The 14,854-nt window shown below is 71.2% G+C and carries 12 protein-coding genes; 11 read left to right on the forward strand and 1 reads right to left on the reverse strand.

The genetic code is table 11. The annotated features are described in order from the left end of the window. The first annotated feature begins 128 nt into the window (after positions 1–128). From ftsW to NI17_RS24340, 11 genes are all read left to right on the forward strand, one after another. The gene (gene ftsW, locus NI17_RS02955; protein WP_119267744.1) at positions 129–1,505 is read left to right on the forward strand and encodes a putative lipid II flippase FtsW; all 1,377 of its coding nucleotides are present in this window, start codon (positions 129–131) and stop codon (positions 1,503–1,505) included. Further along, the gene (murG, locus tag NI17_RS02960) at positions 1,502–2,662 is read left to right on the forward strand and encodes an undecaprenyldiphospho-muramoylpentapeptide beta-N-acetylglucosaminyltransferase (RefSeq protein WP_068689616.1); all 1,161 of its coding nucleotides are present in this window, start codon (positions 1,502–1,504) and stop codon (positions 2,660–2,662) included. Before ftsW ends, murG begins: the two co-directional genes overlap by 4 nt. Continuing rightward, positions 2,659–4,074, forward strand: coding sequence for a UDP-N-acetylmuramate--L-alanine ligase (murC, locus tag NI17_RS02965; RefSeq protein ID WP_068689614.1), 1,416 nt, complete (start codon positions 2,659–2,661; stop codon positions 4,072–4,074). Before murG ends, murC begins: the two co-directional genes overlap by 4 nt. A gap of 64 nt (positions 4,075–4,138) precedes the next feature. Then, entirely contained in the window at positions 4,139–4,867 is a 729-nt protein-coding gene (locus NI17_RS02970; protein WP_068689612.1) for a cell division protein FtsQ/DivIB, read from the forward strand. Positions 4,868–5,247: 380 nt separating this feature from the next. After that, positions 5,248–6,654, forward strand: a complete 1,407-nt coding sequence (gene ftsZ / locus NI17_RS02975; RefSeq protein ID WP_068689611.1) for a cell division protein FtsZ — start codon at positions 5,248–5,250, stop codon at positions 6,652–6,654. Between the two features lie 82 nt (positions 6,655–6,736). Continuing rightward, positions 6,737–7,456: a peptidoglycan editing factor PgeF gene (gene pgeF / locus NI17_RS02980; protein WP_068689609.1), complete on the forward strand. Its 720-nt coding sequence runs from the start codon at positions 6,737–6,739 to the stop codon at positions 7,454–7,456. Between the two features lies 1 nt (position 7,457). After that, complete coding sequence (locus NI17_RS02985; protein WP_068689607.1) at positions 7,458–8,180, forward strand: YggS family pyridoxal phosphate-dependent enzyme; 723 nt, start codon at positions 7,458–7,460, stop codon at positions 8,178–8,180. A gap of 118 nt (positions 8,181–8,298) precedes the next feature. Continuing rightward, positions 8,299–8,823 (forward strand): cell division protein SepF, encoded by a 525-nt coding sequence (locus tag NI17_RS02990; RefSeq protein ID WP_068689605.1) that lies wholly within the window; start codon positions 8,299–8,301, stop codon positions 8,821–8,823. A 39-nt stretch (positions 8,824–8,862) separates the two neighbouring features. After that, entirely contained in the window at positions 8,863–9,168 is a 306-nt protein-coding gene (locus NI17_RS02995) for a YggT family protein (RefSeq protein ID WP_068689603.1), read from the forward strand. A gap of 131 nt (positions 9,169–9,299) precedes the next feature. Continuing rightward, positions 9,300–10,175, forward strand: coding sequence for a DivIVA domain-containing protein (locus tag NI17_RS03000; protein WP_119267723.1), 876 nt, complete (start codon positions 9,300–9,302; stop codon positions 10,173–10,175). 61 nt (positions 10,176–10,236) lie between these two features. Continuing rightward, the gene (locus NI17_RS24340) at positions 10,237–11,433 is read left to right on the forward strand and encodes a hypothetical protein (RefSeq protein ID WP_119267724.1); all 1,197 of its coding nucleotides are present in this window, start codon (positions 10,237–10,239) and stop codon (positions 11,431–11,433) included. Between the two features lie 92 nt (positions 11,434–11,525). On the opposite strand, the gene ileS is transcribed toward NI17_RS24340, so the two are convergent. Further along, a complete protein-coding gene (gene ileS, locus NI17_RS03010; RefSeq protein WP_119267725.1) occupies positions 11,526–14,708 on the reverse strand; it encodes an isoleucine--tRNA ligase in 3,183 nt (1,060 codons plus the stop codon). Positions 14,709–14,854 lie beyond the last annotated feature (146 nt).

Below are 14,854 nucleotides of genomic sequence, written 5' to 3' on the forward strand. Positions count from 1 at the left end.
GTGCCGGAAAAAAACCCTCCAACACGCCGGTTATGTGCGCGGCGGTGACGGTCCCAGCCGCCAGACTGGTGCAGCACCGGTGTGCCCGCACCGGAGGTGACCCAGGAGGCGTGGGCGGGAGGAAGTACATGGCGGCCACGACATCGGTTTCCCCGGCCGCCCGGGGCGGGGCCGTCCGCGCGCGGCGGCGCCCGAAGCGCCGGTCGTGGGGCGGTGCCGGGACCGGCCGCGTCCGCGAGTTCGCCAGACTGCTGGACCGCCCCCTCACCTCCTACTACCTGCTGTTCGGCAGCAGTGTCCTGCTCATCGTGCTCGGCCTGGTCATGGTGCTGTCGTCGTCGATGGTCGACTCCTACACCGAGACCGGGTCGGCGTTCTCCCTCTTCCTCAAGCAGGCGGTCGCCGCGCTCATCGGGATTCCGCTGATGCTGCTCGCCTCCCACCTGCCGGTGCGGACGCTGCGGCTGCTGGGCGGCCCCCTGCTGCTGGTCTCCGTCCTCCTGCTGGTCCTGACCGTCTTCCAGGGCGTCGAGTACTACGGCGCCACCCGGTGGCTGGAGATCGGAGGCGTCACCGTGCAGGCCTCCGAACCCGCCAAGCTCGCCTTCGCCCTGTGGGGGGCGAACGTGCTCGCCCGCAGGGAGGAGTTGCGGGAGCTCACCGAGTGGCGGCACCTGATGATGCCGCTGCTGCCGGGGTGCGGGATCCTCGTGCTGCTCGTGCTGATGGGCAGCGACCTGGGCACCTCGTTCGTCCTGATGGCGATCTTCGTGGCGCTGCTGTGGATCATCGGGGCGCCCGGCCGCCTGTTCCTCGGCGTGGTCGGACTGGTCGGGCTGCTCGTCGCCATCATGATCGCCGTGGAGCCCTACCGGCTGAAGCGCCTGACCGCCTTCCTCAACCCCGAGTCCGACCCGCTCAACAGCGGCTACCAGTTGCTGCACGGCCTCTACGCGCTGGGCACCGGCGGGCTGTTCGGGGTCGGCATCGGCGCCAGCCGGGAGAAGTGGGGACACCTGCCGCACCCGGAGAGCGACTTCATCTTCGCCATCATCGGCGAGGAGTTCGGACTGCTCGGCACGCTCCTGGTCGTCGGACTCTTCGGAGTCCTCGGCTACTCGGGGCTGCGCGTGGCGGCCCGGGCCGCCGACCCGTTCGTGCGCCTGGCGGCGGTGGCGGTCACCACGTGGATCTGCGTCCAGGCGATGGTCAACATCGGCACCGTCATCGGTGTGCTGCCCATTACGGGAATCCCGCTGCCCTTCGTCTCGGCGGGGGGTTCGGCGCTCATTCCCACGATGCTGGGCATGGGAATCCTGCTCGCGCTCGCCAGGAACGAGCCCGACGCGCGTGCGGCGCTGGCGGCTCGGGGTCCTACATATGCGCAAAGGGCTCTAAGCTGGCTTGGCCTGGGTAACGGCGCGGGCCTCGGGTCCGCAGGCGCCAACCGGGCTTCCAAGACACGCCCGACGCAGGTTCAAGCGAGGAGGAATCGGCGACGATGAGGGTAGTCCTCGCCGGCGGCGGCACGGCCGGACACGTAGAACCCGCACTGGCCCTGGCCGATGCGCTGCGGCGCATCAACCCCGACACCCAGGTGCTGTGCCTGGGAACCGAGCGGGGACTGGAGCAGCGGCTCGTCCCCATGCGGGGATACGAACTGGGAGTGATCCCCGCGGTGCCGCTGCCGCGCAAGCTCACCCCCCAACTGCTGTCGGTTCCCGGCAGACTGGCCAACGCCATCAGCACCACCACCAAGCACCTGGAGCGGATCCAGGCCGACGTCCTCGTCGGCTTCGGCGGTTACGTGGCCACCCCCGGATACCTGGCCGCGCGCAGCCGCCGCGTCCCGATCGTGGTGCACGAGGCCAATCCGCTCCCGGGGCTGGCCAACCGGCTCGGCGCACGGCTGACCCCGCACGTGTTCACCGGGCACCCGCACACCGAGCTCCGCAACGGCCGCTACATCGGCATCCCCCTGCGCACCCGGATCTCCACCCTGGACCGGCTGGCCGTGGGAGACAGGGCCCGCACCAGGTTCGGACTGCGCCCCGACCTGCCGACCCTGCTGATCTTCGGCGGCTCCCAGGGGGCGCAGGCCATCAACCAGACCGCCTTCGACTGCGCCGAGGACTTCCACCAGGCCGGCGTCCAGGTGCTGCACGTGGTCGGCCCCAAGAACGCCGACGGTCCCGAGGACCGCACCCGCGGCGGAGTGCCCTACGTGGTGGTGCCCTACGTGGACGAGATGGAGATGGCCTACGCCGCCGCGGACGTGGCCATGTGCCGCTCCGGTGCGCTGACCTGCGCGGAGCTGACCGCGGTCGGGCTGCCCGGCGCGTTCGTCCCGCTGGCCATCGGCAACGGGGAGCAGCGGCTCAACGCCGAGCCGATCGTGGAGGCCGGGGGCGGCCTCATGGTGGCCAACTCCGAACTGGGCCGGCAGTGGGTCCGCGAACAGCTCATCCCGCTGCTCACCGACACCGACCGGATCGTGGCGATGTCGGAGGCCGCGTCGCGGCTGGGGCGGCGGGACGCCGACATGGCGCTGGCCCGGGAGGTCATCGCCGTCGCCACCGGCGACCGGTCCGGAGTGGACATGCCCATCGACGACTCCGAGGACGAGGCCGACTACGGCGAGGTCGGGAAGGACGCCCGATGAGTCTGGTCGAACCGACCGAGCCGGTCGAGGTCGACAAGCTGGGACGGGTCCACCTCGTCGGGATCGGCGGAGCGGGCATGTCCGGGATCGCGCGGGTGCTGCTGCAGCGCGGGGTCGAGGTCTCCGGCAGCGACGCCCGCGACAGCGCCCTCCTGCGCGAACTGGCGGAGCTGGGGGCGACCGTGCGCGTCGGCCACGCGGCCGAGAACGTCGGCACCGCCGACACCCTCGTGGTCTCCTCCGCCATCCGCGACACCAACCCCGAACTGGTCGAGGCGCGGGCCCGGGGCCTGCGCGTGCTGCCGCGCGCCGCCGCACTCGGCGCGCTGCTGCTGGACCGGCGCGGTGTGGCGGTCGCGGGCACGCACGGCAAGACCACCACCACGTCGATGATCACCGTGGTGCTGCAGCACCTGGGCGCCGCGCCCGGCTACGTCATCGGCGGACAGTTGGTGACCACCGGCCTGGGCGCCGACGCGGGCGCGGACGACGTCATCGTGGTGGAGGCCGACGAGAGCGACGGCTCCTTCCTGATGCTGTCGCCCAGAATCGCCGTCGTCACCAACGTCGAGGCCGACCACCTGGACAACTACGGCGGGCTGGAGGAGATCCACGCCAACTTCGCCGCGTTCGTCGACCGGGTGGCCGAGACCCTGGTGGTCGGGGTGGACGACCCGGGGGCGCGCCGCGTCGCCGACGTCGCCCGCGAGCGCGGCCGCCGGGTCCTCACCTACGGTACGGCGGCGGGGGCCGACTACCGGGTCGAGGACATCGAGGCGTCCGGGTTCGCCACGGACTTCACGCTGCACCCGCCCTCGGGGGATCCGGTGCGCTGCACCGTCGCCGCGCCCGGCCGGCACAACGTGCTCAACGCCGCGGCGGCCGTCGCGGTGGCCGACGAACTCGGCCACGACCCCGAGGTCGCCGCCGAGGGGCTCGCCGAGTTCGCGGGAACCGCCCGCCGGTTCGAGCTCAAGGGCGAGGCGAACGGGGTGCGCGTCTACGACAGCTACGCGCACCACCCCACCGAGATCGCCGCGGACCTCGACGCCGCGCGCGCCGCGCTGGACTCGCGGGCCGAGGGCGGCGCGGCCGGGCGGATCGTGGTGGTGTTCCAACCCCACCTGTACAGCCGCACGCGCATCTTCGCCGCCGAGTTCGCCGAGGCGCTCACCAAGGCCGACGAGGTGGTCGTCCTGGACGTCTACGCCGCCCGCGAGGACCCCGAACCGGGGGTCACCTCCGCACTGATCACCGACCAGGTCGGCCACGACCGGGTCCGCCACCACCCCGACCGCGCCGCCGCCGTCGACCACGTGGTGTCCGTGGCGCGGCCGGGCGACATCGTGCTGACGATGGGCGCCGGGGACGTCACCGAACTCGGCCCGACGATCGTCGCCGCGCTGGGATGAGACCGCGGGCCGCGGGAGTTCCCGTGGCGCGCGGCCGCCGACCATCGAGATCCGGAGGAGGAGGGTGACGGCCGAGGAGCAGCGGGAGGCGGAGCCCTCCGCCGATCCCCGCCAGTCGGACCCGTGGAAGGTCGCCTTCGTCACCCTGCTCCTGGTGGCCCTGGTCACGGTCGTCGTCTGGGTGCTGCTGGAGTCGCGGCTGCTCGTCGTCCGCCAGGTCGAGGTCACCGGCCTGGACCGGCTCACCGAGGAGGAGGTGGTGGCCGCGGCGGACGTGGCCACCGGAACCCCGCTGGCCAGGGTGGACACCGGAGCCGTCGTGGAGCGCGTGGCGGAGCTGCGGCTGGTCGAGTCGGTCGCGGTCCGGCGCGGGTGGCCCGCCACACTGCGCGTCGAGGTGACCGAACGCACCCCGGTGCTGGCTCTCTCGGTCGAAGGCGGCTACCACCTGGTGGACCGCGAGGGGGTGCGGGTCGAGGAGGCCGACACCCGGCCCGAGGGCTATCCCCTGGTCCGGGTCACCGGCGAGGTGCGGGGAAACCCCGCGGTGGCCGAGAGCGCCCGGGTGGTCGGGGCGCTGCCCGAGTCCCTGGTCGACGCGGTCGACACCGTCGTGGCGACCGACCGGGCCCGGATCACGTTGGAACTCGTCGGCGGGGCCACCGTGATGTGGGGTGACAGCGAGCGGGGAGCCGACAAGGCCCGGGCGCTGGAGGTGCTCTTGGAGCAGCACCCGCCCGATCCGGGACGCCACTACGACGTGAGCGCCGCGGGGGTCGCGGTCGTCCGGTGAGACGACCGTCACGGTGCCGGAGGCGAAGCGCCGTACGGCGGCGCGCCCAGCACCTGCCCGCGCGACACGCCGATAGGCTGAAGCCGGTGGTTAGTTGCCCGTTACCAGGGTGGCGGCTTACTGTCAGGAAGCACAGTCTTTAGTTGACATAAGTACGAAGTACTTCCGCATCCTCCGTGATGCGGACGGGGCCGCGGACGTGCCCGCACGGTCCGTGACCCCATGTTCCGAGCGTTCCCCGAGGAAGTGCTCGGGACTGGCAAGCAGGCAGAACCGGACAGCTTTCGCGTCGATCCGGACCCGGGAGGGACGCCCCCCACGGTCGCTCTTCCCGGGGGATCGGCGGAGTTGGCAAGAAGCGAGCGGAAAGGCCCCTCGTCGTGGCAGCACCGCAGAACTACCTCGCGGTCATCAAAGTCGTCGGGATCGGCGGCGGCGGTGTCAACGCCGTCAATCGCATGATCGAAGAGGGTCTCAAGGGCGTCGAATTCATCGCCATCAACACCGACGCTCAGGCGCTGCTCATGAGCGACGCCGACGTCAAGCTCGACGTCGGCCGCGAACTCACCCGTGGTCTGGGCGCGGGCGCCAACCCCGATGTGGGACGCAAGGCGGCCGAGGACCACCGCGAGGAGATCGAAGAGGTCCTCAAGGGCGCCGACATGGTCTTCGTGACCGCGGGGGAGGGCGGTGGCACGGGAACCGGGGGAGCCCCGGTGGTCGCCAACATCGCCCGGTCCCTGGGGGCGCTCACCATCGGTGTGGTCACCCGCCCCTTCGGTTTCGAGGGCAAGCGGCGCGCCACCCAGGCCGAGTCGGGGATCGCGATGCTGCGTGAGGAGGTCGACACGCTCATCGTCATCCCCAACGACCGACTCCTGTCCATCTCCGACCGGCAGGTCAGCGTCCTGGACGCGTTCAAGGCCGCCGACCAGGTGCTGCTGTCGGGTGTGCAGGGCATCACCGACCTGATCACCACGCCGGGCCTGATCAACCTGGACTTCGCCGACGTCAAGTCGGTCATGTCGGGGGCGGGGTCGGCGCTCATGGGCATCGGTTCGGCGCGCGGCGACGACCGCGCCGTGGCGGCGGCCGAGATGGCGATCTCCTCGCCGCTGCTGGAGGCCAGTATCGACGGCGCCCACGGTGTGCTGCTGTCCATCCAGGGCGGTTCCGACCTGGGCCTGTTCGAGATCAACGAGGCCGCCCAACTCGTGGCGAACTCCGCGGCGCCCGAGGCCAACATCATCTTCGGCGCGGTCATCGACGACGCGCTCGGCGACGAGGTGCGGGTCACGGTCATCGCGGCCGGATTCGACGAACCCCAGGTGGAGGCGGCGCCCCCGTCCCGTGCGGCGAGTACGCCGCGGCCTCCGACGGAGCGGCGCCCCGAGCCGCCCGCCCCCTCCGCCCCGGCCGCGCCGCCCGCGGCGCCGTCGCGCCCGGCCGACCCTCCGCGCGCCTCCCGGCCGTCCCTGCCCGAGTCCGTCTCCCGCCCGGCGCCCGAGCCGGTCCGGGACCCCGGGCCCGCGCCCGAGCCGCCCAAGGCGGAGCCGCCGCGGGCGAGCGAGCCCGCAGCGGACGCCGCACCCGAGGAGCCCAAGGAGTCCCGCGACGACGACCGGCCGTACCGGCCGGGGGGCATCCACGCGGTGGGCGACAGCGGCTACGGCCGTCCGCGGACCTCCGACAGCCCCTTCTCCCGTACCAGCGAGATCCCGACGCCGCGGCGGCGCGTGGTCTTCGACGAGGGCGACGACCTCGACGTCCCGGACTTCCTCAAGTAGCGCACGCCGACCGGTCCGCGCGGCGGACCGGTTCCCACCGCCGTTCGCTCCCCCACGAATCGGATAGGAGGTGCTCGCCGGTATGAGCACCGTGATCGAGCTGGCCCCGGGTGTGCGAGCCGGATTCACCGGACGCGACGGCGGAGTCAGCCGGGAACCCTACGCCACCCTGAACCTGGGCGGTCACGTCGGGGACGACCCCGAGGCGGTCGCCGAGAACCGGAGGCGGGCCGCGCGGGGCTTCGGACTCGATCCGCGTGACGTGGTGTGGATGAACCAGGTGCACGGCGCCGACGCGGTGACCGTGACCGGTTCCGGTCCCGCCGGGGACGTCGACGCCGTCGTCACCACGGTGCCGGGGCTGGCGCTCGCGGTCCTGGTGGCCGACTGCCTGCCGGTGCTGGTCGCCGACGCCGAGGCGGGGGTCGTCGGCGCGGCGCACTCGGGGCGGCCGGGAATGGCCGCGGGTGTGGTCGCGTCGCTGGTGGCGGAGATGGAGCGGCACGGCGCGCGTCCCGAGCGGTGCGCCGCGCTGCTCGGGCCGGTGGTCTGCGGGCGGTGCTACGAGGTTCCCGAGGAGTTGCAGGAGGAGGTGGCCCGCAGTGTGCCCGAGGCCCGGTGCACCACTGACGCGGGCACTCCGGGAGTGGACATCCGGGCGGGGGTCACGGCACAGTTGAAGCGACTCGGAGTGACCAACGTCACCCATGATGCTCGGTGTACCCGAGAGAGCACCGACCTGTTCTCCTACCGCAGGGATGCGACCACGGGTCGGTTCGCCGGATACATCTGGAAGGCCTGACATGAGCGAGGACGCGCGCCGCGCGGAGATCGCCGCGAATCTGGACCGGGTGCGGGAGCGGGTGGCCGCCGCCTGCGCGGCGGCCGGGCGCGCGGCCGAGGAGGTCCGCGTCATCGCGGTCACGAAGCAGTACCCGGCCTCCGACGTGCGCGTCCTGGCCGGTCTGGGAGTGCGCGACGTGGGCGAGAACCGCGACCAGGAAGCCGCCCCGAAGGCCGCCGAATGCCGTGATCTCGATCTCACCTGGCACTTCGTCGGACAGTTGCAGACGAACAAGGTGCGCTCGGTGGTGCGCTACGCCCACGTGGTCCACTCGGTGGACCGGCCGCGGCTGGTCACGGAGCTGGGACGGCGGGTCCGCGCCGAGGGGCGCGCGCTGACCTGTCTGGTCCAGGTCAACCTGGACCCCGAGTCGGCGCGGGGGGTGATCGGCCCCCGCGGCGGCGCCGACTGCGCGGACGTGCCCGCGCTGGCCGAGGCGATCGAGGCCGAGGAGGGACTGTCCCTGGGCGGGGTGATGGCCGTCGCGCCGCGCGACGGCGATCCGCTGAAAGCGTTCGACCGTCTTAATGCGGTCGCCGACGACATCAGGGGTCGCTACCCTCATGCCACGGTGATTTCCGCGGGGATGAGCGGTGACCTGGAAGCCGCGGTCGAGCGGGGCGCGACACACCTGAGAATAGGTACGGCGTTGCTTGGCGATCGGGGGTTGATCGTGGGGTAATGTCCCCAGATGGACCCTGGGGCACACGTTGTTCCCTCCGCTCAGGGGGTGGACGGGGACCGAATCCATCGACAAGTCATCTGCGGTGAATCACCACAGGGACGACGGAGGACAAGAGATGGCCGGCGCGATGCGCAAGATGGCGGTCTACCTCGGCCTCGTGGAGGACGACCGTTACGATCACCGTTATGCGGACGAGTACGATGACTTCGAGGATTTCGACGAGGCCCTCGACGAGCGGCCCGTTCGAGACCGCGCTCCCCGTGACGACGCCCGAGGCGACTCCGTGACGGATTCGGTCGATCACCCCGCGTCGCGCAACGAACGGCGCCCCACCGTCCCCGCCGTGCCCGCCACCGCTGATCTCGCCCGGATCACGACACTCCATCCCCGGACCTACAACGAAGCGCGTACTATCGGAGAGCATTTCCGTGAAGGCATTCCGGTGATCATGAACCTCACCGAGATGGTCGACAGTGACGCCAAGCGTCTGGTCGACTTCGCGGCGGGGTTGATCTTCGGCCTGCACGGCAGCATCGAACGCGTGACCAACAAGGTGTTCCTGTTGTCTCCGGCTAATGTTGAGGTGACCGCTGAAGACAAAGCACGTATCGCTGAGCGAGGATTCTTCAATCAGAGTTAGAGCAGCACACGCATCCAGTAAGGCAGCCGGAGTACGGGAGTGAACATCGTCCAAGTCGTGCTCGGCAACGTTCTGATCTTCGTCCTATACCTCTTCCTGTTTCTGCTGATCGGGCGGCTGGTGTTCGACTTGGTTCAGATGTATGCCAGGTCATGGCGGCCTGCCGGATTGGTCCTGGTTCTGGCCGAGACGACGTATACGATCACGGACCCGCCGCTCAAGTTCCTGCGTCGCTTCATCAAACCCATCCGGTTGGGGAGTGTCGCGCTCGACTTGAGCTTCATGATCCTGTTCCTTGTGGTGACGATCCTCCTCCAGGTCGTGACGTCTGTCCTGACCGTGTAGCGAGACCCGAGACAGCAGAAAGGTAGGCTCCGGTTCCGATACATGAGTCTTGGTCATGATCTGGAGTGCCATAAGGTCACGATCAGGTAGCGTCCCTACGGACGGAGTCCAAGCGCGCCAAGGAGACGAACATGCCGCTGACACCTGCGGATGTACGCAATAAACAGTTCAGTACGACCCGGCTGCGGCCGGGATACGACGAAGAAGAGGTCGACGCCTTCCTCGACGAGGTCGAAGCCGAACTCGATCGTCTGATCCAGGAGAACGAGGAACTGCGCGGCAAGCTGGCGGAGTGCCTGCGCGGCAAGGTGCCCCCTGCGGGAATGAACGACTTCCAGCCCCAGGAACCCCCTGCCCCTCAGGAAGCCCCCAAGCCCGAGATGCCGATGCGGCAGCAGCCCGAACCGATGCGGCAGCAGCAGCCCGAGCCGGCCCAGGCCGCGGCCCCGCCCATGGGGCTGCCCGGCGGCGACGACAACATGGACACCGCCGCCCGCGTTCTCGCCCTCGCCCAGCAGACCGCCGACCAGGCGATCTCCGACGCCCGCCGTGAGGCCGACGAGACGCTGGGACGGGCCCGCCACGAGGCCGAGGACATTCTCGGCAAGGCCCGCCGCCAGGCCGAGCAGATCGTCAACGAGGCGCGCGCCCGGTCGGAGAACCTGGACCGCGACGCCCAGGAGCGCCACCGCCAGGTCATGGGGTCGCTCGTGCAGCAGCGCGACGAGCTGGAGCACAAGGTCGCGGCGCTCAAGGACTTCGAGCGCGAGTACCGCAGCCGCCTCAAGGACTACTTCGAGCGGCAGTTGAGGGAGCTCAACGAGGGAGCGCCCGACTACAGCAACAACCCGAACACCACGGGCGGTTTCCAGACCATGTCGCCTCCCACCGGCGGCAGTCCGTCGCTGCAGCACGCCGGACCCGGCTCGGGCTCCACGAACCCGTTCGCCTCACCCGAACCGGCGCCGCACGGCTACCACCCGGGTGACCCGCACGACCGCCACTGAACCGGCGGTCGGCGGTACCAAGTCCCACTCGATCCATGAACCCTGAGAAGGCATTCACCCGGTGATCATCGTCTGCCTGGTGCTGGTCGTGGCGGCGTTTGTCGTGATCGGCATGGCACTGGCGCTCGCAGAACTGACTCTGGTCAACGTCGCGCTCGGACTCGGCGGCCTGTCCGCCGTACTGCTCGCGGTGGAGTTCGTCCGCAACAGGAGGACCCTGTTCGGGAAGGGCCGCACGGAGTCGCTGCCCGGTCACCGGAGTGCCGACGTCCACGGGACCATGGCGGGACAGGCTCGGACGGACGGTTTGGGGAAGGCGTCCGTCCACCCTCCTGCCATGGCGGTGGCCACCGGTCCGGTGGCCCCGGCCGCCGGCGTCGGCGGCCCGTCCGCGGCTGTCCATGGCTTCGAGGACACGACCGCGGCAGCCGATGCCCACGCACCCGCGCCGGTTTCCGGACCGGTGCGGGCGGCTTTTTCCCCGCCTCCCGACGTCGCCCCCGCGCCGTCCGGTGCGGACGGTTCCGACACCGAACCGGCCGTGCCGGAGCCGAGCGGGGCGACCACGGTCGAGCGTCCCGAGGACACGACCACCCGGACGGAGTGGGACGACGAGGACGACGTCGGCCCCGGACCGGTGGCCGACGGGGAGGCGGCTGCCCGGACCGGAGGCGACGCCCGCGACGACGGGCCCGGGTCCTCTCCGGTCGGTGACGCCGACGAGGAGGACGCCGTCGACGCCGAAGCCGACGCCGAAGCCGAAGCCGACCGGGTGGCCGGCGACGAGGACGCCGGATTCGGACCGGTGACCGGCCGGGAGGCCGAGGAGCCGGAGCGGGCCGACGACGAGGCCCCCGTCCCGGCCGACGACGCGACGGCGACCGGCCCCGACACGGACTCCGACACCACCGGCTCCGACGACTCCGCCGCAGCGGACGCGGACGAGGACGGACCGGTCGGCACCGCCGACGCCGACGACACGGCCGAGGTCGCCTTCCGCGAGCCCGCCGAATGGGCCCCGCCCTTCTCACTGCCCTCCCGTGAGGAGAGCGAGAGCAGGAGCGTCTCCGCCGCGGCCATCGCCGCGCTCGCCGCCCGCTGGACCCCCACCGGCGACGAACTGGCCGCCGAATCCTCCGACACCTCCGACGACGACAGTCCCGCCGGAGTGGACAGCACCCCCTCCCCGGACACCGGGACCGGTTCCGCGGACGCGCCCCACGGCGGCACGGCCGCCTCCAAGGACCCCGAGGACTGACCTCCTCCCGCGCGCCGCCCCGCCGACCGGCCCGGCAGAACGGAAACGGGGCCGCGAACCGGTCGGTCCACGGCCCCGAAACCTCCGGCGGGTCAGGCCCTGCGCAGCCGCAGGGTGATGCCGAACTCCTCCGAGACCACCTCGTGAGCGTCCGGCTCACCGGGGCCCTCGGTGAAGGAGACCGCCAGCACCTCGCCGCTGATCGTCTCCGCGTGCTCGGTCATCGCCTGCGCGGTCGTCTCGTCGGTGGCCGACCACCACAGGTCGATGCGGTCGGAGATGTCCAGACCGCTGGACTTGCGGGCGTCCTGCACCAGACGGACCACCTCGCGGGCCAGCCCGGCGCGGCGCAGCTCCGGCGTCAACTCCAGGTCCAGCGCCACCGTCTCACCGGACTCCGAGGCCACCGCCCAGCCCTCGCGCGGCTGCTCGGTGACCAGCACCTCCTCGGCGGACAGCGCCACCGGCTCACCATCGACGTCCACGGTGGCCGACCCCTCGCCGCGCAGCCCCTCCACCAGCGCCTTGGCGTCGGCGGCCTGGATCGCCTTGGCGACCTGCGGGGTGCCCTTGCCGAACCGCCTGCCCAGCGCCCGGAAGTTCGGCTTGACCGAGTAGTCCACCAGGTCACCGCCGACCACCGACAGCGGGTCGAGCTGCACCACGTTCAGCTCCTCGGCGATCTGCGCCCGCAACTGCTCGGGCAGGGCCTCGAAGCCCCGGGCGCCCACGAGCGCCCGCGCCAGCGGCTGGCGGACCCGCCGACCGGAGTCCACCCGGGCGGCCCGTCCCAGCTCCACCAGGCGGCGCACCAGCGCCATCCGCGCCGACAGTTCGGGGTCGATCAGCGTTCCGTCGGCCACCGGCCAGGACGCCAGGTGCACCGACTCCGGCGCGTCCGGACGGCGCAGCGCCTGCCACACGTGGTCGGTCAGGAACGGGACGATCGGAGCCATCAGCAGGGTGACGGTCTCCAGGCACTCGAACAGCGTCGCGAACGCCGACGCGCCCTCGGGCGTGTTCGCGCCCGCCCAGAAGCGGCGGCGCGACCGGCGCACGTACCAGTTGGACAGGTCGTCGACGAACGTGGTCAGCGCGCGCCCCGCGGCCGCCGGGTCGAACCGCTCCAGCGCGTCGTCGACCGTCCTGATCAGCGAGTGCAGTTCCGACAGCAGCCAGCGGTCCAGCAGCGGCCGCTCCGCCGGGGCGGGCGCGTCGGCGAGCCGCTCGTGGCTCCACCCCTCGCCCGCGCCCGCGTACAGGGTGAAGAAGGACGCCGTGTTGTAGTAGGTCAGCAGGACCTTGCGGACGATCTCCTCCAGCACGGCATGCCCCACCCGGCGCGGCATCCACGGCGACCCGCTGGCCGCCATGAACCAGCGCAGCGCGTCGGCGCCGTGCCGGTCCATCACCGGCATCGGCTCCAGGATGTTGCCCAGGTGCTTGCTCATCTTGCGGCCGTCCTCGGCGAGGATGTGGCCCAGACAGACCACGTTCTCGTAGGAGGAGCGGCCGAACACCAGCGTGCTGACCGCCATCAGCGAGTAGAACCAGCCGCGGGTCTGGTCGATGGCCTCGCAGATGTACTGGGCGGGAAAGTTCGCCTCGAACTTCTCCAGGTTGCGGTGCGGGGCGCCCCACTGCGCGAACGGCATCGCTCCGGAGTCGAACCACACGTCGATGACCTCGGGCACACGGCGGGCCACCCGCTGCTCCAGCGGCAGCGACGGGTCGGCGTCGGGGTCGGGGATGACGATGTCGTCGACGTAGGGCCGGTGCGGGTCGAGGCCGGACAGGTCCTGCCCGCTCAGCTCGCCCAGTTCCTCCAGGGAGCCCACGCAGATCCGCCGGCCGTCGGGGAACTCCCAGATCGGCAGCGGCGTGCCCCAGTAGCGGCTGCGCGACAGCGCCCAGTCGACGTTGTTGCGCAGCCACTCGCCGTAGCGGCCGTCCCTGACGTTGGCCGGAACCCAGTTGGTGGCGGCGTTCTCCGCGAGCAGCCGGTCCTTGATCTCGGTGGTGCGGATGTACCAGGAGGGCACCGCGTAGTACAGCAGCGCGGTGTGGCAGCGCCAGCAGTGCGGGTAGCTGTGCTCGTACGACAGGTGCGCGAACAGCAGGCCGCGCTCCTTCAGGTCGGCGACCAGCGTCTTGTCGGCGGTCTTGAAGAACACTCCGCCCACCAGGTCGAGGTGCTCCTCGAAGGTCCCGTCGGGACGCACCGGGTTGATCACCGGCAGCCCGTAGGCGCGGCACACCTGCATGTCGTCGGCGCCGAAGGCGGGGGCCTGGTGGACCAGGCCGGTGCCGTCCTCGACCGTGACGTAGTCGGCGAGCACCACGAAGTGCGCGGCCGTGTCGAACTCCACCAGTTCGAAGGGGCGCCGGTAGGTCCAGCGCTCCATGTCGGCGCCCCTGAACCGCTGCCCGGTGAGCTCCCAGCCCTCCCCGAGCGCCGCGCCGACCAGCGGCTCGGCCACGACCAGCCGCTCGGAGCCGTCGGTGGCCACCACGTAGTCCACCTCCGGGTGCACCGCCACGGCGGTGTTGGACACCAGGGTCCAGGGGGTGGTGGTCCACACCAGCAGCGCCGCGTCACCGGCCAGCGGGCCGGAGGTCAGCGGGAAGCGCACGTACACCGACGGGTCGGTGACGGTCTCGTAGCCCTGCGCGAGTTCGTGGTCGGACAGCGTGGTGCCGCAGCGCGGGCAGTACGGGCTGATCCGGTAGTCCTGCACCAGCAGGCCCCTGTCCCAGATCTGCTTGAGCGCCCACCACACCGACTCCACGTACTCGCGGTCCATGGTGCGGTAGGCCTCGTCCATGTTGACCCAGTAGCCCATGCGGCGCGTCATCTCGGTGAACGCGTCCACGTTGCGCAGCACCGCCTCGCGGCAGCGGGCGTTGAACTCGGCGACGCCGAACGCCTCGATGTCCTTCTTGCCGGAGATCCCCAGTTCCTTCTCCACGGCGACCTCCACCGGCAGGCCGTGGCAGTCCCACCCGGCCTTGCGGTCGACGTGGAAGCCCTTCATCGTCTTGAAGCGCGGGAAGACGTCCTTGAACACGCGCGCCTCGACGTGGTGCACGCCGGGGGTGCCGTTCGCGGTGGGGGGACCCTCGAAGAACACCCAGTTCGGGCCGCCCTGTGTCTGCTCCAGTGACCGTTCGAAGACCTTCTGCTCCGTCCAGCGTCGCAGCACCTCGCGCTCCATCGAGGGCAGGTCGATCTGGGCGGGCAGCGCGGGGAACGGTCGGGTCGACTCCTTCGACACGTGGCGTACCTTTCCATCAGGGGTGTCGGTCACCTGACGGAGGGACGAGGCAGGAGGCCCCGCGGTACCACCCTCCTTGGCCGCGCCGCCGTTGTCGGCCGCGCGTCCCACTTCGTTCCTGACGCTGCCGGTTCTACTGGGCGTCC

This window comes from Thermobifida halotolerans (assembly GCF_003574835.2).
Taxonomy (GTDB): domain Bacteria; phylum Actinomycetota; class Actinomycetes; order Streptosporangiales; family Streptosporangiaceae; genus Thermobifida; species Thermobifida halotolerans.

What these genes read in the sequence shown, in the direction of transcription:
- NI17_RS03000 (WP_119267723.1), top strand. Translation starts at nt 9,300, where the DNA reads ATGCCGCTGACACCTGCGGATGTACGCAATAAACAGTTCAGTACGACC.
- pgeF (WP_068689609.1), top strand. Translation starts at nt 6,737, where the DNA reads ATGAGCACCGTGATCGAGCTGGCCCCGGGTGTGCGAGCCGGATTCACC.
- NI17_RS02985 (WP_068689607.1), top strand. Translation starts at nt 7,458, where the DNA reads ATGAGCGAGGACGCGCGCCGCGCGGAGATCGCCGCGAATCTGGACCGG.
- ftsW (WP_119267744.1), top strand. Translation starts at nt 129, where the DNA reads ATGGCGGCCACGACATCGGTTTCCCCGGCCGCCCGGGGCGGGGCCGTC.
- murG (WP_068689616.1), top strand. Translation starts at nt 1,502, where the DNA reads ATGAGGGTAGTCCTCGCCGGCGGCGGCACGGCCGGACACGTAGAACCC.
- murC (WP_068689614.1), top strand. Translation starts at nt 2,659, where the DNA reads ATGAGTCTGGTCGAACCGACCGAGCCGGTCGAGGTCGACAAGCTGGGA.
- NI17_RS02990 (WP_068689605.1), top strand. Translation starts at nt 8,299, where the DNA reads ATGGCCGGCGCGATGCGCAAGATGGCGGTCTACCTCGGCCTCGTGGAG.